The organism is Pseudomonas sp. R3.Fl (genome assembly GCF_023516765.1).
Taxonomy (GTDB): Bacteria; Pseudomonadota; Gammaproteobacteria; order Pseudomonadales; family Pseudomonadaceae; genus Pseudomonas; species Pseudomonas citronellolis.
The window spans coordinates 1,485,976-1,512,423 of sequence record NZ_JAMGSO010000001.1; the positions used below are offsets into that span (position 1 = coordinate 1,485,976).

Here is a 26,448-nt window from a genome sequence, read left to right on the forward strand (position 1 = left end):
ATCATCATGGCGCAAGTGCGCCACGGCGACCATCCTCAACAGGCCGACAACACCAACAAGAGGGCACCCCATGTTCGAGTTCTTCTACGCCTTGCCGAGCCAGAACCGCGCCGCCGGCTACCGCCACTTCCAGATACTCCCGGCCACCGGCGCCATAGGCGCGGACGTCAGCGGCGTCGACCTGCGCAGCCTGGGCGAGGAAGGCTTCGCCGAGCTGCGCCAGGCGCTGCTGGCGCACAAGGTGCTGTTCATCCGCGGGCAGTCGCTGGGCGTCGAGGACCTGGAGGCGGTCACCCTGCGCTTCGGCGAGTTCGGCCGCGAGCCCTACGTGCAAGGCCTGCCCGACCATCCCCACGTGGTGCGGGTGGTCAAGGAGGCCGACGAGAAGACGCCGGTGGTGTTCGGCGGCGCCTGGCACAGCGACTGGTCGTTCCAGGAGCGCCCGCCGGCCTTCACCCTGCTCTACGGCCACGACATCCCGCCGTTCGGCGGCGACACCCTCTACGCCAACCTGGCGCTGGCCTACGAATGGCTGTCGCCCAAGCTGCGCGCGCAGCTGGAGAGCCTGGACGCCATCCACAGCCCGGAACGCGCCTACGGCGCCGAGGCCAAGCACAACGAGCTGATGGAGAACATGGCGGTGCGCTACGGCAACGCCGACGGCGAGACCCGCTCGCACCCGCTGGTGACGCGCCACCCGGAAACCGGCAAGAAAATACTCTTCGTCAACCCGGCCTACACCAGCGGCATCAAGGGCATGCGCCCGGCCGAGGCGCAGCCGCTGCTGGACTACCTCTATAGCATTGCCACCCAACCGGCCTTCACCTGCCGCATGCGCTGGAGCCAGGGCACCCTGGCGATCTGGGACAACCGCAGCACCTGGCACTACCCGGTGTCGGACTACCATGGGATGCGGCGTGAGATGTATCGGACTACGGTGGTGGGTGAGGTGCCGGCTCGGTGAGAGGCGCTGCTTCGCTGCTTCGCTGCTTCACTGCTTTTCTGCTTTTCTGCTTTTCTGCTTTTCTGCTTTTCTGCTTTTCGTAGGAGCGAGCTTGCTCGCGAAGGGTGTTTCCCGGTAGCTACGGTGTTTGCGGTGAACTCCGTACCCTCTCCCCAGCCCTCTCCCTGAAGGGAGAGGGGGCTTGTCCGTGCCTGGGGATAGGAATGGCTTCAACCTGCAACTTCGTTTCCGGCTAACGCCATGGTCTCCGTTTCTGCCCAACGGTCCCCTCTCCCTTCAGGGAGAGGGTTAGGGAGAGGGAACAGAGGTGGGCCCGGCAGCGGAGTCACCGGGGAGCTTGTTCGCGAGCAAGCTCGCTCCTACGAAAAGCCCATCTCACACCCCCGCATGCTCCCGCAACATCCCCCGCAGCAACTGCGCCGCCGGCGACAGATAGGCCCCCTCCCGCACCGCCAGGCCCATGGTCCGCGTCAAGGTGGTTTCCGCCAGCCTCACCTCGCGCAGCTGGCTCATCCCATGCAACCCGCCGTCCAGCGTTTCGCGGGCAACGAAGCTGAGCAGCCGGGTGCGGGCGATCAGGTTGGGCAGCATGGGAATGGCGTTGGTCTCGATCTGCACCCGCGGCGGCGGCAGGCCGTGGGCCTGGAAGGTGGCGTCCATCCAGCGCCGCGACGACACCCCGGGCGCCGGCAGCACCCAGCGGTAGCGGCACAGGTCGGCGATGGCCACCGGGCCGTCGAACAGCGGGTGCTCGCGGCTGGCCACCACCACCACCTGGTCCTGCAGCAGCGGCTCGCTGACCAGGTGCGCGTCGTCGAGGATGCGCGAACAGATCGCCATGTCCAGGCGCCCGCCGCGCAGGGCCTCGCGCAATACGTCGTCCTGGCCCAGGGACAGGCTGATGGTCACTTCCGGGGCGCGCTGCAAGAGTTCCTCCACCAGCGGCGGCAGCAGGTACTCGGCCATGGTCGCGGCGCAGCCCAGGCGGATGTTGCCCACCAGGCCGCTGGCGAAGTCGCGTACCTCGCGGCGCGTCTCCTCGATGTCCTGGCGCAGCTGGCGGGCGCGCTGCAGCATCAGCTCGCCGGCCGGGGTCAGGCGGATGCGCCGGCCCTCGCGCTGGAACAGGCTGGCGCCCAGGGACTGCTCCAGGCGCTGGATGCTCTTGGTCAGCGCCGGCTGGCTACGCCCCAGGCGGTCCGCCGCGCGGCCCAGGTGGCCGAGTTCGGCGATGGTTTCGAAGTAGGCGAGATCGCGCAGGTCCATGGCGGCCACCGATAGATTTCAGGAATGAATTCATGACTATTAGAAAATGGACTTGATGGATTGCGCTATCGATAATTTTCCCCGTTGTCCGCAGTCGGGAGCCTTCGCGTGTCCAGCCCTCAAGCCCAGAGCCTCAGCCGTATCCCCGCCAGCCTGCAGTGGCCGGCCCTGATCCTGGCGGCCGGCGGCGCCGGGCAGCTGCTCGCCTGGCTGGGCATCCCCGCCGCGCTGTTCCTCGGCCCCATGCTGGTGGCCATCGCCTTCGGCGTCGGCGGCGCCGGCATCCGCCTGCCGCGCCAGGCCTTCCGCCTCAGCCAGGGCTGCATCGGCCTGCTGGTGGCCCACGCCATCAACTGGTCGGTGCTGCAGGCCATGGCCGCGTCCTGGCCGCTGATGCTCTGCGCCACCCTGCTCACCCTGCTGCTCAGCGCCCTGGTCAGCTACGCCATGGTGCGTTTCGGCGGCATCCCCGGCAGCACCGCCGCCTGGGGCACCGCGCCCGGCGGCGCGGCGGCCATGGTGGCGATGGCCGAATCCCACGGCGCCGATCCGCGGGTGGTGGCGACCATGCAGTACGTGCGGGTGGTCTGCGTGGTCATGGCCGGCGCCCTGGTCGGCCGCCTGCTGGGCCTGGAAGGCGGCGGCTCGGCGGCCCACAGCACGCCGCTGAACGACGCCGGCCACCTGCCCGACCTGGTCAACTGCCTGCTGCTGATCTTCGTCGGCGTCAGCCTGGGCGCGCGCCTGCCGGCCGGCCCGTTGCTGGTGCCGCTGGTGGCCGGCGCCGCGCTGCAACTGGGCGGACTGCTGCAGATAACCCTGCCGCACTGGCTGCTGGTGCTGGCCTACGGAGTGATCGGCTGCTACATCGGCCTGCGCTTCGACCGCGACAGCCTGGCCTACGTCGGCCGCCACCTGCCGGCCATGCTGGTCAGCGCCCTCGGCCTGATCCTCGCCTGCGCGCTCTTCGCCTGGGCCCTGGCGGCCATCACCGGCATGGACTTCCTGTCCCTCTACCTGGCCACCAGCCCCGGCGGCCTGGACGCCATGGCGATCATCGCGGTGGATACCCACTCCGACGTCGGCCTGGTGCTGGCCATGCAGACCCTGCGGCTGTTCGTGGTGCTGTTCAGCGGCGTGTCCATCGCCCGCCTGGTTATCCGCCTGAGCCACGCCTGAAGCGCGGCGCCTTGTGCGCGCAGCCGGGGGCGTCCAAGATCGGAAGCCCTTCGACTTGGCCAAGGACAGCCCCCATGCACCGCCCCATCGCCTGGCACGTCACCCACTGGAGCGACGACCCCTTCAGCCTCGGCGCCTACAGCGCCCTGCTGCCCGGCGGCAAGCCCACGCACCGCGCCACCCTCGGCGCCTGCCTGGACGGCCGCCTGGTGCTCGCCGGCGAAGCCTGCAACCCGCGGGCGCCGGCCATGACCCACGGCGCCTGGGACGACGGCCTGCGCGCCGCCGAACTGGCCCTGCGCGCGGGCGCCCGCCGGGTGATCGTCATCGGCGCCGGATGCGCCGGCCTGGCCGCCGCGCGGCGCCTGCGCGAGCAAGGCGTCGACTGCGTGGTGCTGGAGGCCCGCGAGCGCATCGGCGGGCGCACCCACAGCATCCGCCTGGGCGAGGCCACCGTGGACGTCGGCGCCGCCTGGCTGCAGCAGTTCGCCGACAACGCCCTGGCCCATGAGGCGCTGGCGCTGGACCTGGCGCTGGTGGAAACCGACTTCGCCCGACCACTGGCCGCCGCCTGCGACGGTCCGCTGCCGGACATAGACGCGGCCTGGCAGGCTCTGCGCAACGGGCTGGACCGGCAACTGCCGCTGGCCGAGGCCGTCGAGCGCTACCTGGCCGACCTGGACACCGCGCAGGCCCGCGCCACAGGTTTCGCCATCGACGCCAACCTCGTCCTCGAAGCCTGCCTGCCGCTGGCGCAGCTCTCGGTGGACGCCCTGGACGAGGAAGGCGTCGGCAACGGCGACCGTTTCCTCCCCGGCGGCTATGGCCAGTTGATCGCGCACCTGGCGCAGGGCCTGGACATCCGCCTGGGCCAACCGGTGACGCACATCGATTGGTCGAGCGAGCAGGTGCGGGTGAACGACGAGCGCGGCGACTTCTGCATTTGCAGCGTGCCGCTGGGCGTGCTCAAGACGCTGCGCTTCACCCCGGCGCTGCCGGCGGCGCAGCAGGATGCCCTGGCCCACCTGGGCATGGGCCGCCTGGAGAAGGTGGTGCTGCAGTTCGAGCGGCGCTGGTGGCCACGCTCGCCCTCGGGCTACCTGCGCTGGTACGACAGCCCGGCCAGCTGGGGCGAATGGCTGGACCTCACCGACGCCGTGGGCGTGCCGACGGTGGCCGGGCTGATCGCCGCCGACGCCGTGGAGCGCCAGTTCGCCGGGCGCAGCGACGAGCAGATCGCCCTCGCAGCCCGCGATGCCCTGCAGGCCTGGGCCGTCGCGCTGGAAAGCGCGCGCTAGAGGCCTTCGAGGGTGACGTCCAGCAGGCGCTCGAGGTAGTCGGCGCCCAGTTCCTCGCTGGAGAACAGGATGCGGTAGACCAGCGGCGCCATCAGCCGGTCGACGATTCGGTCCACCGCGGGAAGCGCCTCGCCGCGTTTGGCTGCGCGAGCGAGGATGCATTCGAACTGGCCGCGGGCGATCTCCAGGCAGCGGCCGGAGCAGCCGCCGCCGGCGGCCAGCAGGTCGAGCACCACGGCGCGGCCGGGCACCGAGGCGGTTTCTTCCATGTACTGCTCGCCCCAGGCGCGCAGGTCGCCGCGCAGGCTGCCGGTGTCCGCCGGTTCGGCGTCCGGGCGGATGCGCTGCAGAGCGACGTCGCCCAGCAGTTCGTTGAGGTCGCCCCAGCGCCGGTAGATGGTCGAGGGCGTCACCCCTGCGCGGGAAGCGATCAGCGGCACCGTCAGTTCGCCGCGTTCGCGTTCCTCCAGCAGTTCCGTCACCGCCTTGTGCACCGAGGCCTGCACCCTCGCACTGCGGCCCCCCGGCCGCGCGCCCTGATTGATCGCCATAATCACCCTAACGCAAAGAATTTGCTTTTGTGCCGAAACAGGTCCAGCATCTCGCAAAAGCTAAATCTTAGCCTTTGCGAGGCCAACCATGACAGCCACCTTACCCAAAAGCACGAGCGAGCGCCGCCCCGGCCTGTCCCCGCGGGCTGCCAGCGTGTTGCTCGGCGCCATCCTCATGGGCTTTCTCGCCGCCGCCAGCGCGCCCACCCCGCTGTATGCGCTGTACCGCGAGACCTGGGGCTTCTCGCCCACGCTGCTGACGCTGGTGTTCAGCATCTACGCCGGCGGCCTGCTGTTGGCGCTGCTGGTGTTCGGCTCGCTGTCCGACCACCTCGGCCGCCGCCCGCTGATCCGCGCCGCGCTGCTCATCGAGTTGCTGGCGATGGCGGTGTTCCTGGCCGCAGACTCCGTCCAGGCGCTGATCCTGGCGCGCCTGCTGCAGGGCTTCGCCACCGGCCTTGCCACCAGCGTGCTGGGCGCCGCCCTGCTGGACTTCGACCGCGAGCGCGGCCCGCTGGTCAACAGTATCGCGCCCATGCTCGGCCTGGCCCTGGGCGCCCTGGGCAGCAGCGCCCTGGTGCAGTTCGCCGGCGAGCCGCTGCACCTGGTGTACCGGGTGTTGTTCGGCCTGTTCGCGCTCTGCCTGGTGCTGCTGTGGCGCCTGCCGGAGAGCGTCAGCCCGCAGCCGGGCGCGCTGGCTTCGCTGCGCCCGCGCATCCGCATCCCGCCCCAGGCGCGCCGCGCCTTCTGGAGCGTGGCGCCGCTCAATGCCAGCCTCTGGGCCCTGGGTGGGTTCTACCTGTCGCTGGGGCCGAGCCTGGCGCGCCAGGTCAGCGGCCTGCAGGCGCCGCTCACCGGCGGCGTGCTGGTGTTCCTGCTGACCGCCTGCGGCGCCCTGGCGATCTTCGCCCTGCGCCACGGCGCGGCGCCGCTCATCCTGCGGCGCGGCGGCCTGGCCCTGGTCGGCGGCCTGCTGCTGACCCTGCTGGGCATCGACAGCGGCAGCGCCTGGCTGTTCTTCCTCGGCACCGCGGTGGCCGGGCTGGGCTTCGGCGGCGGCTTCCTCGGCGCCCTGCGCGCGGTGGTGCCGCTGGCCCATGCCCACGAACGCGGCGGGTTGATGGCCGGCTTCTACGTGCTCAGCTACCTGGCCTTCAGCCTGCCGGCGGTGCTGGCGGGGGCCGCCACCCAGCGCTATGGCCTGGTCCCCACCACCAACGGCTATGCCGGCGTGCTCATCCTGCTGGCCACGCTGGTGCTGCTGTCCAGTTGGCGCAGCGCCAGGGCCACTGCACCGGTCATGTAGGATGGCGTTGAGCGCAGCGATACCCATCGATGGGAGTCGCTTCGCTCGTCCCATCCTACGAAGCCGGTAGCCCCTTTCAGTAATCCACCTTGCCGCGCCCGGCCTTGATCGCCCCGCGCTTGCTCTTGCCCTCCAGGCGGCGGGTCTTGGAGCCGAGGGTCGGCCGCGTCGGCTTGCGCTTCTTCTGCACCGTGGCCGCCGAGCGGATCAGCTCGGCCAGGCGCTCCAGCGCATCCTCGCGGTTCTGCTCCTGGGTGCGGTACTGCTGGGCCTTGATCACCACCACGCCGTCGCCGCTGATGCGCTGGTCGCTCAGCGCCAGCAGGCGCTCCTTGTAGAAATCCGGCAGCGACGAGGCGCGGATGTCGAAGCGCAGGTGCACCGCGCTGGACACCTTGTTGACGTTCTGCCCGCCGGCGCCCTGGGCGCGGATGGCACTCAGCTCGATTTCGGCGTCGGGGATCTGCACGGCGTTGGAGATGACGAGCATGGCGGGGAATTCGGACGGAGGGAAAGCACAGCATAACGCGCAATCGCCAGCAGGCACAGAACGCAGCCCGCCGCGGCGCAAGGCCGATTCCTGACTTGTGGATCAATTTTTGAATACACTTGTGTATACAAAAATCTCTTGCAATGAATCCAACAGACCTTTAGAACCGTCCCTGTCCGGCCGCGGGCAGTCACGCGGCAACCGGCCCCATAACAACAACAAGATCGAGGTGCAGCATGTTCCGCCCGGTATCATCCGTGCCGGCGCCCAGCGCCGTCCGCCAACACCCGCGTACGTCCCGCCGCCTGAGCACCGGCAGCCGTATCGCCCTGAGCGCCGCCCTGTTGGCCGGCCTCCCCCTGGACGCGGCCTTCGCCGACGACGACCGCTTCTTCGAGTGGACCAGCAACACGCTGGGCTTCCGCTACGGCCAGCAGTTCACCAACCCGAACAACCCGGACAAGTTCGCCAAGCGCATCTACAGCTTCAGCCACGCCGACGGCTACCGCTACGGCAGCAACTTCTTCCACCTGGACGTGTTCCTCTCCGACAGCCGCGACCCGCGCAAGGGCACCGACCACGGCGGTAGCGAGGTCTACGCGGTGTACCGCCACCAGTTGTACGCCTCGCGGGTGTTCGACGTGCCGCTGGGCAAGGGCCTGGTGAAGGACCATGCGCTGACCTTCGGCTTCGACGCCAGCCGCAACAACAACCTGGCCTCGGCGAAGAAGCGCGCCCTGGTGATCGGCCCGACGGTGAAGTTCAACGGCGCCGGCGTGCTCGACCTGAGCCTGATGTACTACCGCGAGAAGAACCACTTCGGCGTGCCCGGCGCAAAGCACCCGGACCACACCTTCGACGGCACCTACATGCTCAACCTGACCTGGCTGAAGCCCTTCCAACTCGGCGACCGCATGGCCAAGTTCCAGGGCTTCCTCAACCACGTCGGCGAGAAGGGCGAGGACTACAACGACAAGGACACCGCCGCCGAGACGCTGGTGCGCACCTCGCTGATGGTGGCGGCCCTGCCCGGCGCCAGGCGCCAGCCGAACCTCTGGCTCGGCGTGGGCTACGAGTACTGGCACAACAAGTTCGGCGTGGACGGCGGCACCGGCAGCCGCACCTCGACGCCGACGGTGAACCTGGAGTTCAGTTTCTGAGGTTCGGGCCTCGGTACGGGTACGGCCTCTCGTAGGAGCGAGCTTGCTCGCGAACACACTCCGCTGCAGGGCCCGTTCGCGAGCAAGCTCGCTCCTACGAAGAGCGGAAGAGCAACCCGGCGCTGTCTGTAGGATGGGTTGAGCGAAGCGATACCCATCAGCCCTCACCAATGAAAAAGCCCGGCACAGGCCGGGCTTTCTTCATCGCGACGAACTCAGCGCTCCTTGCAGGAAACCCCGTCGGCGGGCTCGCCGCCCTTCCAGTCCTTGTACAGGGTGGCTTCCTCGCCCTTGGTCCACCAGATGTACTGGCCGGCGGCGTACTTGGCGCCGGAGGCCGAGATGACGTTGCTGAACACCAGGTTGGCGCTGTCGCTCACCGGCACCACCGCCAGGTGGTTGTCGCCCTTGTTCAGGTACTGGACGCTGAACTTGCGGCCGTCGTCGCACTTGTAGTCGACGCTGCGCGAATCCAGCTTGGCGTCGCCCGGCAGGACCAGCGCGTCCACCGGCGGCGCCTTCTTCTCCTCGCCGCCGCAGGCGACCAGCAGCACGGGAACGGCGGCGGCCAGTAGCCAGAATGCTTTTTTCATGGGTGTCCCTCTGACGAAAAATGGCCAGGACACTCTAGCCAAGGTTCGCCGCCGGCGGCAACGCCGCGCGCCCCGGCGAAAAGTCGGGCGCGCGGCTCGCCCTCATTCGGCCAGGGCCAGCGCCGGCTGCGCGGCGCGCGAGCGCTTGAGGCGGTAGCAGGCGAACATCACCAGCAGCCACAGCGGGATCACGTACACCGAGACCTGGATGCCCGGGATCATCGCCATCACCCCGAGGATGAATAGCACGAAGGCCAGGCACAGCCAGTTGCCGTAGGGGTAGAAGATGGCGCGGAAGGCGGTGCGCACGCCATCGCGGTCCATGCGCTGGCGGAACTTCAGGTGCGCGTAGCTGATCATCGCCCAGTTGATCACCAGCGCCGCCACCACCAGCGACATCAGCAGCTCCAGCGCCTGGTGCGGGATCACGTAGTTGACCACCACCGCGAGGAAGGTCACCAGCGCCGACACCAGCAGCGCGCGCACCGGCACGCCGCGCTTGTCCACCTTCGCCAGGGCGCGGGGCGCGTCGCCCTGCTCGGCCAGGCCGACCAGCATGCGGCCGTTGCAGTAGGTGCCGCTGTTGTAGACCGACAGCGCCGCGGTGAGCACCACGAAGTTGAGGATGTGCGCGGCGGTGTCGCTGCCCAGCAGCGAGAACACTTTCACGAAGGGGCTGCCGCTGTAGTCGTCGCCGGCCGCGCTGATGCTCTGCAGCAGGCTGTCCCAGGGCGTCAGCGCGAGCAGCACGGCCAGGGCGCCGACGTAGAAGATCAGGATGCGCCAGAGCACCTGGTTGATCGCCTTGGGGATCACCGTCTTCGGCTGGTCGGCCTCGGCGGCGGTGAAGCCGAGCATCTCCAGGCCGCCGAAGGAGAACATGATGAAGGCCATGGCCATCACCAGCCCGCTGGCGCCGTTGGGGAAGAAGCCGCCGTGGCTCCACAGGTTGCTCACGCTCGCCTGCTCGCCGCCGTGGCCGGAGAACAGCAGCCAGCAACCGAGCAGGATCATGCCGACCACCGCGCTGACCTTGATCATCGCGAACCAGAACTCGGCCTCGCCGAACAGCTTGACGTTGGTCAGGTTGATGAGGTTGACCAGCACGAAGAACACCGCGGCGCTGGCCCAGGTGGGCACGTCCGGCCACCAGTAGTGCACGTACTTGCCCACCGCGGTGAGCTCGGACATGCCGACCAGGATGTACAGCACCCAGCAGTTCCAGCCGGAGAGGAAGCCGGCGAAACCGCCCCAGTACTTGTGGGCGAAGTGGCTGAAGGAGCCGGCCACCGGCTCTTCGACGATCATCTCGCCGAGCTGGCGCATGATCAGGAAGGCGATCACCCCGGCGATGGCGTAGCCGAGCAGCATGGACGGCCCGGCCGACTTGAGCACCCCGGCCGAGCCAAGGAACAGGCCGGTGCCGATGGCGCCGCCGAGGGCGATCAGCTGGATGTGGCGATTCTTCAGGCCGCGCTGCAACTGGCCTGCGTGCTGGGTATCACGCGTCATTGCGTCACCTTTTGTTGTTATCTGTGACGGATAGGGCCCCGCGGTTCGTGGCCGCGCGGCATGCAAGGCGCATCGCGCCGCGACGAATTGCCGCCGGGCACGGGGCAGGCGCCATATCAGCCGCTGCGGTCGCTGCGAACAAGTCCGCAACCCTTGTGGGAAAGCGCCCGGCCAACGTCGCGGGCGGCAGTTTTTCGTTACAGCCATGGCGGGCTGCGCAGTGCACCGGCGGCCGCGTAAAGCCTTCGTTACACAGCGGTTCACCAGCTTTCCAGGGCAGATGCAAGGCGCCCGCGCCGCCGCTACCATGCGCGGCATCGACCTTCGTTTTCCGGTGAGCCATGGCCCGCGCCGCCCCGCCCGACCTCAGCGATACCCAGGTGCCCCTGCGCGGCCTGGCGCGCAGCTACCCGCGCGGGCTGTACATCGAGCCCCACGAGCATGAGTGGGGCCAGGTGCTCTACGCCATGTCCGGGCTGATGTGGCTGGAAACCCCGCAGGAAGCCCTGCTGCTGCCGCCGCAGCGCGCCGTCTGGCTGCCGCCGGGCGTGCCCCACGGCATCCGCGTGGTCAGCGAGCTGCAGATGCGCAACATCTACCTGCGCCCGAGCCTGGCCGGAGTGCTGGAGGAGCGCGTGCAGGTATTCGAGGTGGACACCCTGCTGCGCGAGCTGATCCTGCGCCTGGTGGAACAGGAAAGGCAGCCCGACGCCGAGTACTACCGCGCCCTCTCCGACCTCTGCGTGCTGGAACTGCGCCGCGCCCGCAGCAGCCTGCCGCGCATCCCCCTGCCGGAAGACGACGACCGCCGTCTGCTAGCCCTGTGCCAGGCGGTGATGGCCAACCCCAGCACGGAAATCTCCGTGGAGCAGCACGCCGCCGACGTCGGCGCCAGCGTGCGCACCCTCGCCCGCCTGTTCCAGCGCAGCCTGGGCATGGGCTTCTCCGCCTGGCGCCGCCAGGTGCAACTGGCCACCGCCGTGGCCGCGCTGGCCGCCGGCACCCCGGTGAATCGCATCGCCCACGAGCTGGGCTATACGCCGGGGGCATTCAGCGAGATGTTCCGCCGCGAGCTGGGGGTGGTGCCTTCGGAGTGGGGGGCGGAAACCTGGTAGGAGCGCGCCCTGCGCGCGAATCGCGGGCAGGGCCCGCTCCTACAAGTGCAGGAGAAACACCATCGTAGGATGGGTTGAGCGAAGCGATACCCATCACCACGACCGCATGGGTTTCGCAAACTCAACCCATCCTACGAAAGCACCTCGGCGCAGTCGGCAAGACAGCCGTCCGACGCCCCAATCTGTCCGAAATTCCGAAGTCCTTGACCGATACCCGCCCGCCGTCCGCCCTAGACTGCCTCCACCCAGCCGAACGTCCCGGAGGCCCCATGAACTACCTGATCTCGCTGGCCATCGGCGTCGCCGTCGGCGTGCTCTACAACCTGCTCGACTTCCGCTCGCCGGCGCCGCCCCTGGTGGCGCTGGTCGGCCTGCTCGGCATGCAGCTGGGCGAGAGCCTGCTGCCGGTCGGCCGCGAGCTGGTGCTGCGCTGGTTCCACTGAAACCCTTCGACGGAGATTCCCATGCAAGCCCTGCAATTCGCCCGTACCGGCGACCTCGACGCGCTCCAGCGGGTCGAACTGGCCGATCCCGTTCCCGCCGCCGACGAGGTGCTGGTGGAGGTCCGCGCCGCCGGCCTCAACCCCAGCGACGTGAAGAACGTGCTCGGCCGCTTCCCGTACACCACCCTGCCCCGGGTGCCCGGCCGCGATTTCGCCGGGGTCGTGGTGAAAGGCCCGCAGGCGCTGCTCGGCCAGGCCGTGTGGGGTACCGGCAAGGAGCTCGGCTTCCTCCGCGACGGCAGCCATGCCGGCCTGCTGGCCCTGCCGGCGCGCGGCGTGGCGTTGATGCCCAAGAGCCTGGACTTCGCCCAGGCCGCCAGTTGCGGGGTGCCCTATACCACCGCCTGGGACGCCCTGGAGCGCAGCGGCGTGAAGGCCGGCACCCGGCTGCTGGTGATCGGCGCCGGCGCGGTCGGCTCGGCCGCGCTGGACCTGGCCCGCGCCCGCGGCGCCGAGGTGCTGGCCGGGGTGCGCCGCGCCGAACAGGCCGCCGAACTGCAGGCCCGCGGCATCGCCAGCCTGCTGCTGGAGCAGCCGGAGCGCCTGGCCGAGCAAGTGAATTCAACATTCCCCGGCGGCGCCGAGGTGATCTTCGACACCACCGGTTTCTGGCTGCCGGCAGCGGTCAGCGCCCTGGCCACCTTCGGCCGCATCGCCATCATCGCCGCGCCGGTGGACGGCCACGTGCAGTTGCCGGCGCTGGCGCTGTACCGCCGCGGGGGTTCGCTGGTGGGGGTCAATTCGCTGCTGTACGACAGCGTCGCCTGCGCGCGCATGCTGGAGCAGTTCGGCCGAGGCTTCGACGAAGGCCGCCTGCCGCTGCCCGGCGGGCTGCGCGAATCGCCGCTGAGCGAGGGCCTGCAGCGCTATCGCGAGGTGAACGAGGGCAGCAGCGACAAGCACATCCTGCTGCCCTGAGGCGGGCTTCAGCCGGCCACGCGCACCTGCGGGCGGCGCGAGGTGCCGGCCAGTTCCTGGGCCAGGCAGTGGTCCAGGAACAGCTCCATGTAGCGGAAGCTCTTGCAGATGGCCGCGCGCAGCTCGTCCCAGCGCCCGGCGGCGATTTCCTGGCCGCACAGGGTGCAGATGATCTCCAGCGCTTCCCAGGGATGGTCATCGTCGTAGTGCGCATGCAGGCGCAGCCACTTCATCGCGCTCTTGCGCAGTTCCGCCGGCAGTGTCTGCTCGTAGGCGTCGCTGGAGCAGACCAGCGCCGACCAGTCGCCGGTCACCCCTTCCACCGCGTAGTTGGTGGCCGCCATGGCCACCGCCAGGTCGTCCGAGGCGCTGCTGTGCCAGCACCAGTGGCCGAGGGCGTGCAACGCCTCGGGCACCTCCTGCACACGCAGCGCCGCCAGGCCCACGCCATAGGCCTCAGCCCAGCGCAGCCAGTGGTCGGCGTGGTTCAGTTCGACGCGGATGTTGCGCATCAGCCAGCGCCGCGCCATGTCCTCGCCGGGGGAACGGCCGAAGCGTGTCTTCAGCAGGTTCTGCGACATATAGAGGGGGAACTGCTCGACCACCGGCCAACCGCCGATGAGGTAGGTGCGCATGGTCGCGGCGCCCATCTGGCCGTCGCGCAGGCGGCGGTAGAACTCGTGCCCGGAGACCGCGCGGCGGGCGCCTTCGCAGGCGGCCACCAGGTCCTGTGCCCACTGCGGGTAGCTGGTCAGGTCCTTCAGCGACCCGACGCGGAGAAATGCTTCGTTCATGCTGGCCCATCCTTGTGCGTCGACGAAATCGACCGCCAGACTAGATGACGGGCCGCCGGCTGTCACCGTCCGGAGGTGGTGTCCGGCTCCACCAGGGCCGGCTCCGCCTGCCCGGAATAGTGACGGTTGAACGGCAGCGGGCGGCCCACGGCGTAACCCTGGGCATAATCGATACCGATTTCCCGCAGCGCCTCGAGGATTTCCTCCGACTCGACGAACTCCGCCACCGTGCGCTTGCCCATGACGTGGCCGATCTGGTTGATCACCTGGACCATGGCGCGGTCGATGGGGTCGTCGAGCATGTCCTTGATGAAGCTGCCATCGATCTTCAGGTAGTCCACCGGCAGGTGCTTGAGGTAGACGAAGGACGACATGCCGGCGCAGAAGTCGTCGAGGGAGAAGCGGTAGCCCTTGGCCTTGAGTTCGTGGATGAACTGGGTGGCGCTGACCAGGTTGGCGATGGCGCTGGTCTCGGTGACCTCGAAGCAGATGTTCTCCGGCGCCAGGCCGTAGGTCGGCTGCAGTTCGCGGAGCATCTGGATGAAGCTGGCGTCGCCAATGGTGGCGCCGGACAGGTTGATGGCGCAGGTGGCGATCGGCTCGCAGCCGGCCTCGCGGCGTTCGGCGAGGATCTCGAAGGCGCGGTTGGCCACCCAGCGGTCGATCAGCGGCATCAGGCCGTAGCGCTCGGCGGCCGGGATGAAGTCGTTGGGCGGCACCAGGCGGCCGTTCTCGTCCAGCACGCGCAGCAGCAGCTCGACATGCAGGCCCTCCTCGGCCTGCGGGTCGACCGCGCGGATGCGCTGGGCGAACAGGCGGAAGCGGTCCTCGTCCAGGGCCTGGCGGATGCGCTGAACCCAGGCCATCTCGCCGAAGCGCATGGACAGCTCGCTGTCGTCCGGGCTGAACACCTGGGCGCGGTTGCGGCCCTTCTCCTTGGCCAGGTAGCAGGCCATGTCGGCGCAGCGCAGCGCCTCCTCCACCGACACCAGCATGGCCGAGACGTGCACCACGCCGATGCTGACGGTGATGTTGAAGGGCCGCCGGTCCCAGACGAAGTGCAGGTTCTCGACGCCCTGGCGGAGGTTCTCGGCGATCTGCTCGGCGACGTCCGGCGGGCAGTTCTCCAGCAGTACGCCGAACTCGTCGCCGCCCAGGCGCGCCAGGGTGTCGCCCTCGCGCAGGCAGCTTTCGAGGACGCTGCAGGTCTGGCGCAGCAGCTCGTCGCCGGCGGCGTGCCCGCAGGTGTCGTTGACCAGCTTGAACTGGTCCAGGTCGAGGTACATCAGGCTGTGGCGGTCGTTGCGCTGCGCCGAGCGCTCCAGCGCCTGCTCCAGGCGGTACTCGAACTCGCGGCGGTTGCTCAGGCCGGTCAGGGAATCGTGGGTGGCCTGCCAGGACAGGCTTTCCATGTACTGCCGCTCGCGGGTCATGTCGTGCAGCACCAGCGCCGCGCCGACGATACGCCCGCCGACGCGGATCGGCGTGCCCACCAGGGTCACCACCACGCCGCTGCCGTCCAGGCGCTGCAGCAGCTTGCTGACTTCGCTGCCGGCCTCCACCTCGCCGCGCAGGACCTGCCCGACCAGGGCCAGGTCCTCTTCCTCGGAGGTCTCGTCGAGCATGCGCAGCAGCGACTTCAGCGGCAGGCCCACGGCCATCTCGCTGTCCCAGCCGATCATGCGTTCGGCGGCCGGGTTGAGGTAGGCGATGTGGGCGTTCTCGTCGATGGTGATGACCGCGTCGCCGATCGCCGCCAGGGTCGTCTGGGCCTTCTCGCGCTCGCTGTCCAGGGCGCTCTGGAAGGCGCGCTGGGCCAGCAGCAGGTTGCGCGTGCGCCAGGCCGCCAGGAGGATCAGGGCCAGGCCGCTGACGACGTTGGCCGCCAGCAGCAGGCGCATCACCGCCCGCGAGCCCTGGGCGAGCGCGGCGCTGAAGGCCATGGAGGCGGGGGTCACGCCTTCGTTGATGGCCTGGATGCGCTGGTCCCAGTAGCTGATGTCGCCGGGGCCGACCTGGCCGGCCTGGATGCGCTGGTGCATCTCTTCGGCGATGGCCTGGAGCTGGTCGAGGTAGCGGTCGCCCTCCTTCCAGTAGCGCACCGCCTCGTTGAAGTAGCTGAAGTCGTGGAAATAGCGGTAGAGGGTGATGATGGCGCCGACGTCGTCGGGATGGTTGCCGCCGGCGAGGATGCCTTTGCGCGCCAGTTCGTAGTCCGGCTGCGGGCTGTCCAGGGCGGTGCGCAGCAGGCGGTCGCCGAGGGGGATGGCGATGGCTTCCTGGTAGCGCCGGTAGTCGTCGGTGTCGCGCGTCTCGCCGTAGCGCTGCAGGTAGTGGATGGCGTCCTTCTGGCCCTTGGACCAGAGGCTCTCGCCGCCGACGTAGGCGCGCGCCCCCGAAATCAGGTAAAGGCTGCCTACGCCAAGCAATCCCTGCAGCAGGACCACGGCGATGAACGGCCATACCAGCTTCCACAGCCGGGAGTCATGGCGAATACGGCTCTGCCCAGTAGCACCCATGGATATTGTCGGATTCCTTTCGTGTCCTTACCGCTGCGGCAGCCCGCCGTAGCCGGACTGGAGCGCAACGGCCCCTCCTTACTCTTAGCGCATGGTAGCCATTCCACAAGGCGGGGGTACAGGGCCTGGGCCGAGGAAAATCTCAAAATTGTCCGACAATATGCCGCCGGCCGCCGCCTGCGTCGTTGCCAACCCCTGCGCCAGGGCCTTCGGCCAGCCGATGGGCGACAGTGGTGCACTTCGTCGGTGGTGGGCGTGTCGGCGCTGCAGGGCAATTCCGTTCGCGAATGCGAAGCGCAGCGATGCGGATTCAGGGTGACGCCGAGCGATCAGACCTCACCCCAGCCCTCTTCCGCTTGCGGGAGAGGGCTGGGGTGAGGGGGCGGGGTTCGCCGGTGTGTCGTTGCCGCCGGGGAGTGCCGTTCGCGAGCAAGCTCGCTCCTACATTCATTCTCCGGCATACACCACGCCCGTAGGATGGCGTTGAGCGAAGCGATACCCATCACCACCAACAGCGAAACAGGAATCAGCCCTGGCGGCCGCGCTCCAGCCAGCGTTCCAGCATCGGCGCCAGCTCTTCCAGCGGCTGGTAGCCATTGGTCAGCAGGGCCAGTTGGCCGTTGCGCTCGGCCAGCAGGGTGGGGAAGCCGGCGATGCCCAGGTCGCGGGCCCAGGAGAAGTCGGCCTGGGTCGTCAGGTGGTTTTCCTGGCTGTCGAACAGCTCGGCGAACTCGATGCGCGGCAGGCCGACGCTTTCGGCCAGCTGCGCCAGGGTCGCGGCCTCGGTGACGTCGCGTCCCTCGACGTAGAAGGCCTGCTGGATGGCCTTGACCAGCGACCAGGCGGCCTCCTCGTCCAGGCGCCGGGCAGCGACCACCGCGCGGCAGGCCGGCTCGGTGTCGTAGACGAAGCCTTCGGGCAGCGCGCCCTCGAAGCGGAACGGCTGTCCGGTGGCCAGGTGCACCGCCTGCCAGTGCTCGAGGATGTAACGCCGGGTGGCCGGCTCCAGGGCCGCGCCGTGGCCGGTGCGCAGCCCGCCCATGACCAGCGCCAGCGGTACGTCGGCGGCGCCCGCCTGCTCGATCAGCGCCTGGGCCACCGGGGCGAAGCCCCAGCACCAGGAGCACATGGGGTCCATCACGTAGAGCAGGCGGGCGTTGGCCAAGGATCAGTCCTCCAGGACGGCCTGCCGCGGGTCGCGGCCGATGGGGTGGGGCTGGTTGCGCAGCTTCGCCAGTTCGATCTGCTTCTGCCGCTCGCGGGCGCTGGCGCGGGTCTTCTCGCTCAGCGTGTCCCAGCAGTGCGGGCAGCTGATGCCCGGGGCGTAGTGCTCGCTGGCGCGGTCCTCGACGGAGATCGGGTTGCGGCAGGCGTGGCACTGGTCGTAGTCGCCCTCGGAGAGGTCATGGCGCACCGTCACCCGGTTGTCGAAGACGAAGCAGTCGCCGCGCCACAGGCTCTGTTCCTCGGGCACTTCCTCCAGGTACTTGAGGATGCCGCCCTTGAGGTGGAAGACCTCTTCGAAGCCCTCGCCGAGCATGTAGCTGGAGGCCTTCTCGCAGCGGATGCCGCCGGTGCAGAACATGGCGACCTTCTTGTGCTTCGCCGGGTCGTAGTGGGCCTTCACGTAATCGGGAAACTCGCGGAACGACTGGGTCTTGGGATCGACCGCGCCTTCGAAGGTGCCGATGGCCACTTCGTAGTCGTTGCGGGTGTCGATCAGCAGCACCTCGGGGTCGCTGATCAGCGCGTTCCAGTCCTGCGGCTCGATGTAGGTGCCGACGCGGCGGTTGGGATCGACGCCGGGCACGCCCAGGGTGACGATCTCTTTCTTCAGCTTGACCTTGGTGCGGTAGAACGGCTGCTCGTCGCAGTAGGATTCCTTGTGGTCGACGTCGGCCAGGCGCGGGTCCCGGCGCAGCCAGGCGAGCAATCCGTCGATGCCCTCGCGGGTGCCGGACACGGTGCCGTTGATGCCTTCCTCGGCGAGCAGCAGGGTGCCCTTGATGCCGTTGTCCAGCAGGGTCTGCAGCAGGGGTTCGCGCAGCGCGACGTAGTCCGGCAGGGAAACGAACTTGTACAGCGCCGCCACGACGATGGAGCGGGTCATGGGGTACATCCTCCAGTGGTCGCCCGCGTAAAGGGCGGACCGGGTCAGAAAAGACAACGCCGGCATCGGTTGCCGGCGTTGGCGCATTCTACCGCAACGACCGGGCAGCGTCAGTGGTCGTGCTTGCTGCCGCCGCGGCAGGTCGGCGAGTCGGGCGCGGCGCCCTGCCCGGCCCATTCCTCGGGGGTGTAGGTGTGCAGCGCGAGGGCGTGGAACTCGCCCATCAGCTCGCCGAGGGTGGCGTAGACCTTCTGGTGCCGCTTGACCGAATTCAGCCCGGCGAATACCGGGCTGACGATCACGGCCTTGTAGTGCGTTTCCTGGCCACGGCTGTGCATGTGGCTCTCGTCCAGCACCTGCAGGTGCTGCGGTTCGAGGCCGGCCAGGGCGGACTGGATACGTTCCTGCATGCTCATGTCGCTGTTTCCGTCACTTCTTCGCCGGGGCCTTCACGCCCAGTTCCTTGTCCATGTCGGCCAGCAGCTTGTTCACCGGGTCGACCGCGGTCTGCAGCTTGGCCTGGGTCAGCTGGGCGGACTGCGCGGTCAGGCGCGGCATCTTCTGCAGCACTTTCTGGCCCAGGGGCGAGGCGTAGAAGTCGTTCAGTTGCTTGAGCTCGGACTCGGTGAAGTTGTCGGTGTAGAGCTTGACCAGCTCCGGCTTGATCTTCTCCCAGCCCACCGCGCGGTCCAACTCGGCGTTGGCCTTGGCCTGGTAGCGGTCGAGCACCGCCTTCTTGCTGTCCGGCGCCTTCGCCTGGGCGAAGTGCTGGGAGAACATCTGCTGCACCTGGGCGTAGACCGGCACCGTGAGCTTGTCGGCGTGGACCTGCTTGAGGAATTTCTCGGCCTCGGCGGCGGAATCGGCCAGGGCCATGGTGCTGAAACCAACGAGGAGTGCAGCGGTGCAAATCTTGCGAAGGGCGGTCATGGGCAGTCCTTGAGTCTGTCTGGTGTGTCCCTTGGGACCCGCCATTCTGCGCCTAAGTTCTGAAAGCCCTCAAGCGGGAGCCGAGCAACGGCGTTTATGCCAGCCCAGTGGCAGAAATGGCTGAAAGTTACTGCCTACCCTTGTTCTGTCAGCGGCGAATCGGCATGCTGGGTCAGATTGTCACATGGATGTGTTCGATGACCTCCCAGGCCCGCCTCACGCTGCCTCCCGCCCTACCGATGTTGTGCGATGCGCGAGGCCACCTGGACCCGGGCGCCATCGGCTGGTCGTCGCGGCCGCTGCTGGATTGCGCCCTGCCCGGCCAGCGCGGCCGGCGCAAGCGCTGGAACCACTGGTGTCTGATCAGCCCGGGCTGGATGCTCTCGCTGACCATCGCCGACCTCGACTACCTCGGCTACGGCGCCCTCTACTTCCTCGACCTGAACACCGGCAAGGCCTATTCCCGCACCCAGATCTGCCCGCTGGGCCTGTGCTGCGAGTTGCCCGACCACCCCAACCAGAACCACGCCTTCCGCCACGAACGCCTCAACCTGGGCTTCGACGACCAAGGCGCGCGCCTGCGCATCCACGCCGACGCCGGCGACCTGGGCGGCCTGCCGCTGTCCCTGGCGCTGGACGTGCAGCGCCCGGCGCACCTGGACTCGGTCAACCTGGTGGTGCCCATGGGCGGCAACCACTTCCACGCCTGCAGCCGGCAGATGGGCCTGCCCTTCACCGGCGCCCTGCAACTGGGCGAGGAAACCTACCAGGCCCAGGCCGGGCAGAGCTTCGCCGCGCTGGACTTCGGCCGTGGCGTGTGGCCCTTCCGCAGCTTCTGGACGCGCGCCGCCTTCGCCGCGCCCGGCGGCATCGCCGGCAACTTCGGCTCAGGCTGGACCGACCACAGCGAACACAAGGAAAACGCCCTGTGGTTCGGCGGCGAGCTGCAGCGCCTGCGCGGCGAGGTGGACATCCGCCAGGCGCCCAACGACCCGCTCGCTCCCTGGCGCCTGAGCACCGCCGACCAGCGCGTCGACCTCGCCTTCACCCCGCTCAAGCTGCACGAGGCCTCGCCGCGCCTGGGCCTGCTCTATGCCCACACCAGCCAGTGGTTCGGCCACTACGACGGCTTCCTGCGCAGCGCCGCCGGCGAGCAGGTGCCGGTCAAGCGCGCCCTGGGCTGGATAGGCGCCACCCACGCACGCTGGTAGGCCCGCCGGCAAGCTATAAGCGCCATTGACGCAGCGCGGAACCCGAAAGCCGGCACAAGGCCTAAACTCCCTCAGATCATTCCGGGAGGACGCCTTCATGAAACGGACCGAAACCGACAGCCTGGGGCCCATCGAGGTCGACGAGCAGGCCTACTGGGGCGCGCAGACGCAGCGCTCGCTGGAGAACTTCGCCATCGGCGGGCAGCGCATGCCGCTGGCCGTGGTCTACGGCCTGACGCTGGTCAAGAAGGCCGCCGCGCGCGTCAACGTGCGCCTGGGCGAGCTGCCGGCAGAGATCGGCCAGCTGATCGAGCAGGCCGCCGACGAGATCCTCGCCGGCCAGCACGACGACCAGTTCCCGCTGGTGGTCTGGCAGACCGGCAGCGGCACCCAGAGCAACATGAACGTCAACGAGGTGATCGCCGGCCGCGCCAACGAACTGGCCGGCAACGCCCGCGGCGGCAAGGCCCCGGTGCACCCCAACGACCACGTCAACCGCGCGCAGAGTTCCAACGACAGCTTCCCCACCGCCATGCACCTGGCCGCCGCCCGGGCCGTGCACGAGGAGCTGCTGCCGGCCATCGCCGAGCTGGTCGGCGGCATCGCCGCGCAGTCGGCGCGCCACGCCGACCTGGTGAAGACCGGGCGCACTCACCTGATGGACGCCACGCCCATCACCTTCGGCCAGGAGCTGTCGGCCTTCGTCGCCCAACTCGACTACGCCGAGCGCGCCATCCGCGCCGCGCTGCCGGCGGTCTACGAACTGGCCCAGGGCGGCACCGCGGTGGGCACCGGGCTGAACGCCCCGGCGGGCTTCGCCGAGGACATCGCCGCGGAACTGGCCGGCCTCACCGGCCTGCCCTTCGTCTCGGCGCCGAACAAGTTCGCCGCCCTCGCCGGCCACGAGCCGCTGGTGACCCTCGCCGGCGCCCTGAAGACCCTCGCCGTGGCGCTGATGAAGATCGCCAACGACCTGCGCCTGCTCGGCTCCGGCCCGCGCGCCGGCATCGCCGAGGTGCGCCTGCCGGCCAACGAGCCGGGCAGCTCGATCATGCCCGGCAAGGTCAACCCGACGCAGTGCGAGGCGCTGTCGATGCTGGCCTGCCAGGTCATGGGCAACGACGCCGCCCTGACCTTCGCCGCCAGCCAGGGCCACCTGCAGCTGAACGTGTTCAAGCCGGTGATCATCCACAACCTGCTGGAGTCCATCCGCCTGCTGGCCGACGGTTGCCGCAACTTCAACAGCCACTGCATCGCCGGCCTGCAGCCGGACGCCGAGCGCATGGCCGAGCACCTGGAGCGCGGCCTGATGCTGGTCACCGCGCTGAACACCCACATCGGCTACGACAAGGCCGCGGAGATCGCCAAGAAGGCCTACAAGGAAGGCACCTCGCTGCGCGAGGCGGCACTGGAGCTGGGCTACCTGACGGACCAGCAGTTCGACGAATGGGTCCGCCCGCAGGACATGCTGGAGGCCGGGCAGCATGGTTGAATCCGGCAAATCCGGCGCCACGCCCCTGGAGGGCGACGGCAAGCGCATCCTGGTGATCCTCGGCACGCCCAAGGCCGACGGCTTCTGCCACGCCCTGGCCGACGCCTACCAGCACGGCGCGCGCAGCCGGGACCACGTGGTGCGTACCCTGAAGCTCGGCGAACTGCGCTTCGACCCGGTGCTGCGCGGCGGCTACGAGCGCAGCCAGGACCTGGAGCCGGACCTGCTCGAAGCCCAGCGCCAGGTGCACTGGGCCCAGCACCTGGCGTTCGTCTACCCGATCTGGTGGGGCGGCCTGCCGGCGCTGCTGCAGGGCTTCTTCGACCGGGTGTTCCTGCCCGGCTTCGCCTTCCGCTACCGCACCCCGCAGGACCGCGAGTGGGAACCGCTGCTGGGCGGGCGCAGCGCCGACCTGCTGGTGACCCACGACCAGACGCACTGGCGCTACCGCCTGCGCCAGGGCGCTCCGGCGCACCGCCAGATGGTGCGCTGCATCCTCGGCCCGTGCGGCATCGCCACCCGCCACCTGGAAGAGTTCAGCCCCATGCGCGGCGCCAGCGAGGAACAGCGCCAGGCCTGGCTCAAGCGCGCCGAGTCGCTGGGTTCGCAGGTGTGAGCACCGGGCGGGCCGACGGCCCGCCCACCATCCCATCTCCGGGAGCCGGGGCTTTTCCAGACGTTCCCTAAAGCCCCCTCCCACCCTCCTCGCCTAGCATCCCGGCCCTTGCCGCCATTCCTGGCGGCCCTTGGGTTCCTGGGAGGGAAACATGTTTCGCAAACTCGGTGCTGAACTCGTCGGCACCTTCTGGCTGGTCTTCGGCGGCTGCGGCAGCGCCGTGCTGGCCGCGCAATTCGGCAATGTCGGCATCGGCCTGCTCGGTGTATCGCTGGCCTTCGGCCTGACCGTGGTGACCATGGCCTACGCCGTGGGGCCGATCTCCGGCGGCCACTTCAACCCGGCGGTGAGCCTGGGGCTGTGCGTCGGCGGGCGCTTCCCCGCCCAGCACTTGCTGCCCTACATGCTGGCCCAGGTGGCCGGCGGCCTGCTCGCCGGCGCCGCGCTCTACTGCATCGCCAGCGGCGCCGCCGGCTTCGACCCGTCGAAGGGCTTCGCCGCCAACGGCTACGCCGAGCACTCGCCGGGCGGCTACAGCCTGCAGGCGGTGCTGCTGTGCGAAGTACTGATGAGCGCGGTCTTCCTGTTCATCATCATGGGCGCCACCGACCGCGACGCCCCGTCCGGCTTCGCGCCGCTGGCCATCGGCCTGGCCCTGGCGCTGATCCACCTGGTCAGCATCCCGGTCAGCAACACCTCTGTGAACCCGGCGCGCAGCCTGGGCGTGGCGCTCTTCACCGATCCCTGGGCGCTGCAGCAGCTGTGGGCATTCTGGGTCGCGCCGCTGGCCGGCGGGGTGCTGGGCGCCCTGGCCTGGCGGGTTATTCGCGGGCGTTGAGTGATTCGCGGATGGGGTCCGCTCCTACCAGGGGAATGACGTCGGCGTGCGGGCTTCCCCCTCACCCCAACCCTCTCCCGGAGGGAGAGGGGGCTAGTCCGTGCCGGGAGGAGGCCTGGTTTCAGCCGGCAATCCCTGTGCTAGCCGGCTAACGCCGCCACACCAACGCACTCCGAACGGTCCCCTCTCCCTCCGGGAGAGGGTTAGGGTGAGGGGCCGCAGGCCTGCCCGCTCGATTCCGTTCCCCACACGCTCCATGAGGCCATGCACCTGTAGGAGCGGGCCCTGCCCGCGATTCGCGCGCAGGGCGCGCTCCTACAGGGGAAAGCCCGCAGGCCTGCTCGCTCACCTCCCCCACCAAACACACCGCCCCGCAGGATGGGTGAAGCGAAGCGATACCCATCACCACCGCAACCTCAGAAGTACTGAGTCACACTGAACTTCGCATTGCGCCCCTGGCTGTACACGTTGTCCCCCGACAGCGCCGGGTGGTAGTCGCGGTTGAACAGGTTATCCACCGTAAGGTTCAGCTCGGTGTTCTCCAGGCCCAGGCGCCGCGGCTTCCAGCTGGCGAAGACACGCTGGGTGTCGTAGCTGTCGTTGGTCGTCTGGTCCCAGTAGCTGTCGCCCGCCACGGTGCCCATGCCGCCGGAGTACTTGTCGCTGGGCAGGCGGTCGGTCTGGCGGACGAACTCGCCCTGCCAGCCCATCTGCGCGTCCCAGTCGGGGAATTTCACGCCGAGGGTCGCCACCCACTTCGCCGGCGGCACGTCGCGGGCCCAGACGTTGGGGCCCCAGGGGTTGCTGTAGGCGCCGTCGTGCTTGCCTTCCACCCAGCTGTACGACAGCCCGGCGAACAGCCGCTCGCTGTCGTAGAAGCTCTCGATCTCGAAGCCCTTGTAGGTCGCCCCGGGCAGGTTGCGGTAATTGCTCAGCGGCAGCATGCCGGCGCAACTGCCGCCGATGCTGCCGTCGTCGATGGACTGTTGCTCGCAGGCCACGCTGCGGGTGCGGAAGATTTCGTCCTTGATCTTGTTCTGGAACAGCGTGGTGCGCACCTGCAGGTTGTCGCCGGCGACGAACAGGTCCGGCAGGTTGACGATGTTGCCCAGGCGCAGGGCGTGGATGCGCTCGGCGTCCAGGTCGCGGCTGGTGGCGCTGATGGTGCTGCTGTTCTGCACCTCGTACTGCTCGTCGATCACCGGCGCGCGCCAGGTGCGCGAGTAATCGGCGAAGAAGGCCACGCGCTCGGTGGCGGTCCAGAACAGCGACAGGCGCGGCGACCAGCCGCTGTAGGTCTGCGAGCTGTAGTCGTGGCCCTGGGCCGGGTTGTCGTAGAGCGGCGCATCGTTGGCCTTGCCGGCGTTGCGCACCTGGTCGAAGCGCAGCGACGGAGTGACGGTCACGCTGCCCCAGGTCAGCGCGTCCTGCACGTAGGCGCTGCGGGTGAGCTGCTTGCCGCTGGGCATGAAGGCCGGCTGGAAGTGCCCGTAGTTGTAGCGCGCGGTGTCGTAGGTGGAACCGGGGATGTACATCTGCGTGTCGCGGGTGTGCTTGTGCAGCTGCGCGCCGACGGTGAAGGCGTGTTGCAGCGGCCCGGTGTCGAACAGGCTGGTGTTGCGCAGCTCCAGCACCTTGTCGCGGTAGTCGGTGTCCATCTTCTGCCCGCCGGTGGCGACCTGGAAGAAGGCGTCAGGGTTGCGCTCGTCGGTCTGCTCGACGTGGGACTCGGAATACTGCAGCAGCAGGTCGAGCAGCGGGTTGTCGATGGGGTGGTACTGGTACTTGCCGGACCAGGTGGTGTCGGTGGTGTCGCGGTGCGCCAGCAGGCGCTTGAGCGCGGCCTCATAGCCGTATTTGTCGATGCTCGACTGGGTCGGCGGCGTCGGGTAGCTGGCCGAGGAGAACGGCGTCCAGCGCGTGCTTTCCGAACGGCTGTAGGAGAAGCCCAGGTCGTTGTCCGGGTTCGGGTGCAGGTTCAGCTTGAACAGCCCGGCGTCCAGGTCCTGGGCGCTGTTGGGCAGGCGCTGCGGGTTGATCGGGTAGCGCCCTTCCGGGTCGGGGATGTGCCCGGCCAGCTTGATGTCGCGGCCATCGCGCGCGGTGAGGTAGGCCAGGGCGTCGACCTTGCGGTCCTCGCTGCGGCCGTAGACGGCGCCGCTGTAGATCTTCTGCTGGTCGTTGGAGTGGTAGCCATACTTGAGCATGGCGCCGACGTCCTTGCCGTCGCGCAGCAGGTCGCCGGCATCCTTGGTCTCCATGTGCACGGTGCCGCCGAAGCCGCCGTTGCCGTTGAACACCGAGTGCGGGCCCTTCTCCACCTCGATGCGCTTGATCAGCTCCGGCTCGATGAACACGGTGCCCTGCTGGTAGCGCTCGAAGCCGCTCTTGGGCGCGCCGTCGAGGGTGAAGGGCACGTCCTCGGCGTCGCCCAGGCCCCAGATGTTGACGGTCTGCCCGCCGGGCTTGGGCGAGCCGCCCATGCTCACCCCGGGCAGGGTGTCGAGCAGGCTGGGGATGTTGTCGGCCTGGATGCGCTCGATGTCCTTGCGCGTCAGAGTCGAGCGCCCGACGCTGCTGGCGTCCACCGACTCGCCGGTGCCGACGATGGTCTGCGAGTCCAGTTGCAGGGCGTTGTCCTGGAAGGCGTCGACCTTGCCGCGGCGGCGCACCACGAAGCCCTCGCCCACCTCCACCAGCTCCAGCGAAGTGCCCTGCAGCAGGCGCTCCAGGGCTTCGCGCACGCCGTAGCGGCCCTGCACCGCCGGCGCCTGCAGGCCCTGCAACTGGGCCTCGTCGAACAGCACCTGGACCTGCGCCTGCTCGGCCAGTTGGCCCAGCGCCGCGCTCAGCGGTTGCGCCGGCAGCGCCAGCTGCAGGTCGGCGCCGCGGCTGTATTCGGCCAGCAGCAGGCCGCCGAGCAGCGCCGCGCAGGCCAGCGGGCGGGAAAGCGGAAGGGTGAAGCGAGACAACATGGCGAGTCCTCCCCGGGGACGATAGGGCCGCAAGATCGCGGCGAACGACGGGGAAGACGTGCAAACGCGAAAAACCCACACCTGCGAATGAAAATATTTCTTCTTTGA

General features: G+C 69.0%; 24 protein-coding genes. 12 read left to right on the top strand and 12 right to left on the bottom strand.

Annotated elements, in window-relative coordinates; translation table 11 throughout:
• The first annotated feature begins 70 nt into the window (after positions 1 to 70).
• On the top strand, positions 71 to 964 hold the full coding sequence (locus M8R19_RS06165) for a TauD/TfdA dioxygenase family protein (protein ID WP_249917324.1): 894 nt from the start codon (positions 71 to 73) through the stop codon (positions 962 to 964).
• A 375-nt stretch (positions 965 to 1,339) separates the two neighbouring features.
• Here M8R19_RS06165 and M8R19_RS06170 read toward each other — a convergent pair whose 3' ends face one another.
• On the bottom strand, positions 1,340 to 2,230 hold the full coding sequence (locus tag M8R19_RS06170) for a LysR family transcriptional regulator (protein WP_249917325.1): 891 nt from the start codon (positions 2,228 to 2,230) through the stop codon (positions 1,340 to 1,342).
• 108 nt (positions 2,231 to 2,338) lie between these two features.
• On the opposite strand from M8R19_RS06170, the gene M8R19_RS06175 reads away from it, so the two are divergent.
• Both M8R19_RS06175 and M8R19_RS06180 read left to right on the top strand, forming a co-directional pair.
• On the top strand, positions 2,339 to 3,409 hold the full coding sequence (locus M8R19_RS06175; RefSeq protein WP_249917326.1) for an AbrB family transcriptional regulator: 1,071 nt from the start codon (positions 2,339 to 2,341) through the stop codon (positions 3,407 to 3,409).
• Positions 3,410 to 3,483: 74 nt separating this feature from the next.
• On the top strand, positions 3,484 to 4,707 hold the full coding sequence (locus M8R19_RS06180; RefSeq protein ID WP_249917327.1) for a flavin monoamine oxidase family protein: 1,224 nt from the start codon (positions 3,484 to 3,486) through the stop codon (positions 4,705 to 4,707).
• On the opposite strand, the gene M8R19_RS06185 is transcribed toward M8R19_RS06180, so the two are convergent.
• Complete coding sequence (locus M8R19_RS06185; protein WP_249917328.1) at positions 4,704 to 5,258, bottom strand: TetR/AcrR family transcriptional regulator; 555 nt, start codon at positions 5,256 to 5,258, stop codon at positions 4,704 to 4,706. The genes M8R19_RS06180 and M8R19_RS06185 overlap by 4 nt on opposite strands.
• 88 nt (positions 5,259 to 5,346) lie before the next feature.
• On the opposite strand from M8R19_RS06185, the gene M8R19_RS06190 reads away from it, so the two are divergent.
• Positions 5,347 to 6,564 (top strand): MFS transporter, encoded by a 1,218-nt coding sequence (locus M8R19_RS06190; protein WP_249917329.1) that lies wholly within the window; start codon positions 5,347 to 5,349, stop codon positions 6,562 to 6,564.
• 76 nt (positions 6,565 to 6,640) lie between these two features.
• Here the strand turns inward: M8R19_RS06190 and arfB are convergent, their stop codons facing one another.
• Complete coding sequence (arfB, locus tag M8R19_RS06195) at positions 6,641 to 7,054, bottom strand: alternative ribosome rescue aminoacyl-tRNA hydrolase ArfB (RefSeq protein WP_009621591.1); 414 nt, start codon at positions 7,052 to 7,054, stop codon at positions 6,641 to 6,643.
• 236 nt (positions 7,055 to 7,290) lie between these two features.
• Here arfB and M8R19_RS06200 point away from each other — a divergent pair, with 236 nt between their 5' ends.
• Positions 7,291 to 8,214: a nucleoside-binding protein gene (locus tag M8R19_RS06200; protein ID WP_116423584.1), complete on the top strand. Its 924-nt coding sequence runs from the start codon at positions 7,291 to 7,293 to the stop codon at positions 8,212 to 8,214.
• 215 nt (positions 8,215 to 8,429) lie between these two features.
• Here M8R19_RS06200 and M8R19_RS06205 read toward each other — a convergent pair whose 3' ends face one another.
• Together M8R19_RS06205 and M8R19_RS06210 are read right to left on the bottom strand one after the other, a co-directional pair.
• Positions 8,430 to 8,807, bottom strand: a complete 378-nt coding sequence (locus M8R19_RS06205) for an MliC family protein (protein ID WP_074977110.1) — start codon at positions 8,805 to 8,807, stop codon at positions 8,430 to 8,432.
• Positions 8,808 to 8,909: 102 nt separating this feature from the next.
• The gene (locus M8R19_RS06210; protein ID WP_249917330.1) at positions 8,910 to 10,319 is read right to left on the bottom strand and encodes an amino acid permease; all 1,410 of its coding nucleotides are present in this window, start codon (positions 10,317 to 10,319) and stop codon (positions 8,910 to 8,912) included.
• A 341-nt stretch (positions 10,320 to 10,660) separates the two neighbouring features.
• Between M8R19_RS06210 and M8R19_RS06215 the strand changes: the two genes are divergently transcribed.
• The 3 genes from M8R19_RS06215 (at position 10,661) to M8R19_RS06225 (ending at position 12,855) form a co-directional block, all read left to right on the top strand.
• Positions 10,661 to 11,434, top strand: coding sequence for an AraC family transcriptional regulator (locus M8R19_RS06215; RefSeq protein WP_249917331.1), 774 nt, complete (start codon positions 10,661 to 10,663; stop codon positions 11,432 to 11,434).
• Between the two features lie 269 nt (positions 11,435 to 11,703).
• Positions 11,704 to 11,877, top strand: a complete 174-nt coding sequence (locus M8R19_RS06220; RefSeq protein WP_074977117.1) for a DUF1427 family protein — start codon at positions 11,704 to 11,706, stop codon at positions 11,875 to 11,877.
• 21 nt (positions 11,878 to 11,898) lie between these two features.
• Complete coding sequence (locus M8R19_RS06225; RefSeq protein WP_249917332.1) at positions 11,899 to 12,855, top strand: quinone oxidoreductase family protein; 957 nt, start codon at positions 11,899 to 11,901, stop codon at positions 12,853 to 12,855.
• Between the two features lie 8 nt (positions 12,856 to 12,863).
• Here M8R19_RS06225 and M8R19_RS06230 read toward each other — a convergent pair whose 3' ends face one another.
• The 6 genes from M8R19_RS06230 to M8R19_RS06255 form a co-directional block, all read right to left on the bottom strand.
• Entirely contained in the window at positions 12,864 to 13,649 is a 786-nt protein-coding gene (locus tag M8R19_RS06230) for an iron-containing redox enzyme family protein (RefSeq protein WP_249917333.1), read from the bottom strand.
• A 62-nt stretch (positions 13,650 to 13,711) separates the two neighbouring features.
• Positions 13,712 to 16,168, bottom strand: coding sequence for an EAL domain-containing protein (locus M8R19_RS06235; protein WP_249917334.1), 2,457 nt, complete (start codon positions 16,166 to 16,168; stop codon positions 13,712 to 13,714).
• A 526-nt stretch (positions 16,169 to 16,694) separates the two neighbouring features.
• Positions 16,695 to 17,297 (bottom strand): DsbA family protein, encoded by a 603-nt coding sequence (locus M8R19_RS06240; RefSeq protein WP_249920143.1) that lies wholly within the window; start codon positions 17,295 to 17,297, stop codon positions 16,695 to 16,697.
• Between the two features lie 39 nt (positions 17,298 to 17,336).
• A complete protein-coding gene (gene trhO, locus M8R19_RS06245) occupies positions 17,337 to 18,278 on the bottom strand; it encodes an oxygen-dependent tRNA uridine(34) hydroxylase TrhO (RefSeq protein ID WP_249917335.1) in 942 nt (313 codons plus the stop codon).
• Positions 18,279 to 18,388: 110 nt separating this feature from the next.
• Positions 18,389 to 18,694, bottom strand: a complete 306-nt coding sequence (locus tag M8R19_RS06250; protein ID WP_249917336.1) for a BolA family protein — start codon at positions 18,692 to 18,694, stop codon at positions 18,389 to 18,391.
• Positions 18,695 to 18,707: 13 nt separating this feature from the next.
• Positions 18,708 to 19,253 (bottom strand): DUF2059 domain-containing protein, encoded by a 546-nt coding sequence (locus tag M8R19_RS06255; protein WP_116423574.1) that lies wholly within the window; start codon positions 19,251 to 19,253, stop codon positions 18,708 to 18,710.
• Positions 19,254 to 19,405: 152 nt separating this feature from the next.
• On the opposite strand from M8R19_RS06255, the gene M8R19_RS06260 reads away from it, so the two are divergent.
• From M8R19_RS06260 to aqpZ, 4 genes are all read left to right on the top strand, one after another.
• Positions 19,406 to 20,419 carry a DUF2804 domain-containing protein gene (locus M8R19_RS06260; RefSeq protein ID WP_407072403.1) on the top strand — a complete coding sequence of 338 codons (1,014 nt, stop codon included), beginning with the start codon at positions 19,406 to 19,408 and terminating at the stop codon, positions 20,417 to 20,419.
• A 97-nt stretch (positions 20,420 to 20,516) separates the two neighbouring features.
• Positions 20,517 to 21,911 (top strand): class II fumarate hydratase, encoded by a 1,395-nt coding sequence (locus M8R19_RS06265; protein ID WP_249917337.1) that lies wholly within the window; start codon positions 20,517 to 20,519, stop codon positions 21,909 to 21,911.
• A complete protein-coding gene (locus tag M8R19_RS06270; RefSeq protein WP_043312831.1) occupies positions 21,904 to 22,527 on the top strand; it encodes an NAD(P)H-dependent oxidoreductase in 624 nt (207 codons plus the stop codon). Before M8R19_RS06265 ends, M8R19_RS06270 begins: the two co-directional genes overlap by 8 nt.
• A 151-nt stretch (positions 22,528 to 22,678) precedes the next feature.
• Positions 22,679 to 23,365, top strand: coding sequence for an aquaporin Z (aqpZ, locus tag M8R19_RS06275; RefSeq protein ID WP_116423570.1), 687 nt, complete (start codon positions 22,679 to 22,681; stop codon positions 23,363 to 23,365).
• 416 nt (positions 23,366 to 23,781) lie between these two features.
• Here the strand turns inward: aqpZ and M8R19_RS06280 are convergent, their stop codons facing one another.
• Positions 23,782 to 26,340: a TonB-dependent receptor gene (locus M8R19_RS06280; RefSeq protein WP_249917338.1), complete on the bottom strand. Its 2,559-nt coding sequence runs from the start codon at positions 26,338 to 26,340 to the stop codon at positions 23,782 to 23,784.
• Positions 26,341 to 26,448: the final 108 nt, after the last annotated feature.

Excerpts from the sequence above, each read along its gene's own strand:
- aqpZ (WP_116423570.1), top strand. The coding sequence starts at position 22,679 with ATGTTTCGCAAACTCGGTGCTGAACTCGTCGGCACCTTCTGGCTGGTC.
- M8R19_RS06180 (WP_249917327.1), top strand. The coding sequence starts at position 3,484 with ATGCACCGCCCCATCGCCTGGCACGTCACCCACTGGAGCGACGACCCC.
- M8R19_RS06220 (WP_074977117.1), top strand. The coding sequence starts at position 11,704 with ATGAACTACCTGATCTCGCTGGCCATCGGCGTCGCCGTCGGCGTGCTC.
- M8R19_RS06235 (WP_249917334.1), bottom strand. The coding sequence starts at position 16,168 with ATGGGTGCTACTGGGCAGAGCCGTATTCGCCATGACTCCCGGCTGTGG.
- M8R19_RS06280 (WP_249917338.1), bottom strand. The coding sequence starts at position 26,340 with ATGTTGTCTCGCTTCACCCTTCCGCTTTCCCGCCCGCTGGCCTGCGCG.
- M8R19_RS06215 (WP_249917331.1), top strand. The coding sequence starts at position 10,661 with ATGGCCCGCGCCGCCCCGCCCGACCTCAGCGATACCCAGGTGCCCCTG.
- M8R19_RS06230 (WP_249917333.1), bottom strand. The coding sequence starts at position 13,649 with ATGAACGAAGCATTTCTCCGCGTCGGGTCGCTGAAGGACCTGACCAGC.
- M8R19_RS06190 (WP_249917329.1), top strand. The coding sequence starts at position 5,347 with ATGACAGCCACCTTACCCAAAAGCACGAGCGAGCGCCGCCCCGGCCTG.
- M8R19_RS06255 (WP_116423574.1), bottom strand. The coding sequence starts at position 19,253 with ATGGCGGGTCCCAAGGGACACACCAGACAGACTCAAGGACTGCCCATG.
- M8R19_RS06225 (WP_249917332.1), top strand. The coding sequence starts at position 11,899 with ATGCAAGCCCTGCAATTCGCCCGTACCGGCGACCTCGACGCGCTCCAG.
- M8R19_RS06240 (WP_249920143.1), bottom strand. The coding sequence starts at position 17,297 with ATGTGCTCCTGGTGCTGGGGCTTCGCCCCGGTGGCCCAGGCGCTGATC.
- M8R19_RS06210 (WP_249917330.1), bottom strand. The coding sequence starts at position 10,319 with ATGACGCGTGATACCCAGCACGCAGGCCAGTTGCAGCGCGGCCTGAAG.
- M8R19_RS06260 (WP_407072403.1), top strand. The coding sequence starts at position 19,406 with ATGACCTCCCAGGCCCGCCTCACGCTGCCTCCCGCCCTACCGATGTTG.
- M8R19_RS06265 (WP_249917337.1), top strand. The coding sequence starts at position 20,517 with ATGAAACGGACCGAAACCGACAGCCTGGGGCCCATCGAGGTCGACGAG.
- arfB (WP_009621591.1), bottom strand. The coding sequence starts at position 7,054 with ATGCTCGTCATCTCCAACGCCGTGCAGATCCCCGACGCCGAAATCGAG.
- M8R19_RS06165 (WP_249917324.1), top strand. The coding sequence starts at position 71 with ATGTTCGAGTTCTTCTACGCCTTGCCGAGCCAGAACCGCGCCGCCGGC.
- M8R19_RS06250 (WP_249917336.1), bottom strand. The coding sequence starts at position 18,694 with ATGAGCATGCAGGAACGTATCCAGTCCGCCCTGGCCGGCCTCGAACCG.
- M8R19_RS06270 (WP_043312831.1), top strand. The coding sequence starts at position 21,904 with ATGGTTGAATCCGGCAAATCCGGCGCCACGCCCCTGGAGGGCGACGGC.
- M8R19_RS06205 (WP_074977110.1), bottom strand. The coding sequence starts at position 8,807 with ATGAAAAAAGCATTCTGGCTACTGGCCGCCGCCGTTCCCGTGCTGCTG.
- trhO (WP_249917335.1), bottom strand. The coding sequence starts at position 18,278 with ATGACCCGCTCCATCGTCGTGGCGGCGCTGTACAAGTTCGTTTCCCTG.
- M8R19_RS06185 (WP_249917328.1), bottom strand. The coding sequence starts at position 5,258 with ATGGCGATCAATCAGGGCGCGCGGCCGGGGGGCCGCAGTGCGAGGGTG.
- M8R19_RS06170 (WP_249917325.1), bottom strand. The coding sequence starts at position 2,230 with ATGGACCTGCGCGATCTCGCCTACTTCGAAACCATCGCCGAACTCGGC.
- M8R19_RS06200 (WP_116423584.1), top strand. The coding sequence starts at position 7,291 with ATGTTCCGCCCGGTATCATCCGTGCCGGCGCCCAGCGCCGTCCGCCAA.